Annotated in this window: 1 protein-coding gene; it reads left to right on the forward strand. The window is 65.7% G+C overall.

The features are described from left to right. Positions 1-1,103, forward strand: a 1,103-nt coding sequence (locus tag A5736_RS19200; protein ID WP_076248025.1) for a glycosyltransferase, incomplete at both ends; no start/stop codon positions are given.

The raw sequence follows: 1,103 nt of genomic DNA on the forward strand, positions 1-1,103 counted from the left end.
GACCTGGTCGACTTTGCCGAGTCGGCTGGGCTGTCGGCCGTCGCCTACGGGCCCGATACGCGGGAGTGGTGGAGTTCGCACCGCGACTTCTGGACGCGTGTGTTCCGCAAATTCTGGAAGATCCGAGATCTGGTCAGGTCGTGGCGCGACATCGGGCAGTCCGTCACCCGGCACTGGGAGCAAATCACCGCGACACTGCGGACGCTGGCGGCCGGGTCCGACCTGCTGGTCACGTTTCTGAATTTCGAACAGCCCGCCGCCAATGTCGCCGAGTACTACGACATTCCGCTGGCCACCCTGCATCTCGCCCCGGTGCGGGTCAACGGACAGGTCCTGCCATTCCTGTCACCGTCGCTGGGCCGTTACGCGGTGCGGCTGTACGAGTGGGTGAGTTGGCGCGGGGTGAAGAACTTCGATGACGTGCAGCGCCGCGAACTGGGCCTGCCGAAGGCGAGGCGCTCTGCGGCGCGACGCATCACCGAGCGCGGATCACTGGAAATTCAAGCCTACGAAGAAGTTTGCTTCCCGGGGCTGGCCGCCGAATGGGCGAAATGGAACGGCCAACGGCCGGTCGTCGGGGCGCTGACGATGGAGTTGACCACGGACGCCGACGAGGAGGTCGCGTCGTGGATCGCCGCGGGAACACCGCCGATTTTCTTCGGCTTCGGCAGCACGCCGGTCAAGTCTCCCGCCGACACCGTCGCCATGATCGGCGCGGCCTGCGCGCAACTGGGCGAACGGGCGCTGATCTGCTCTGCGGACACCGACTTCAGCGACGCCCCGCATTTCGACCACGTCAAAACCGTCGACGCGATGAATTACTCGGCCGCCTTTCCCGCCTGCCGCGCGGTCGTACATCATGGCGGCACCGGAACCACGGCGGCGGGCCTGCGCGCCGGAGTCCCCTCGCTGATCCTTCCGACGTTCGGCGATCAGACGCTCTGGGGAACTCAGGTCAAAAGACTGAAAGTTGGTTCCGCCCGGCGCTTTTCGAGCACCACCCGCGAATCGCTCGTCACGGACCTGCGCCGGATTCTCGGGCCGCAATGCGTCGCCCGGGCCCGTGAAATCTCTACCCGGATGACCAAACCCGTTGAAAGCGT

It is taken from the genome of Mycobacterium sp. SP-6446 (assembly GCF_001954045.1).
In the GTDB taxonomy this organism is placed as follows: domain Bacteria; phylum Actinomycetota; class Actinomycetes; order Mycobacteriales; family Mycobacteriaceae; genus Mycobacterium.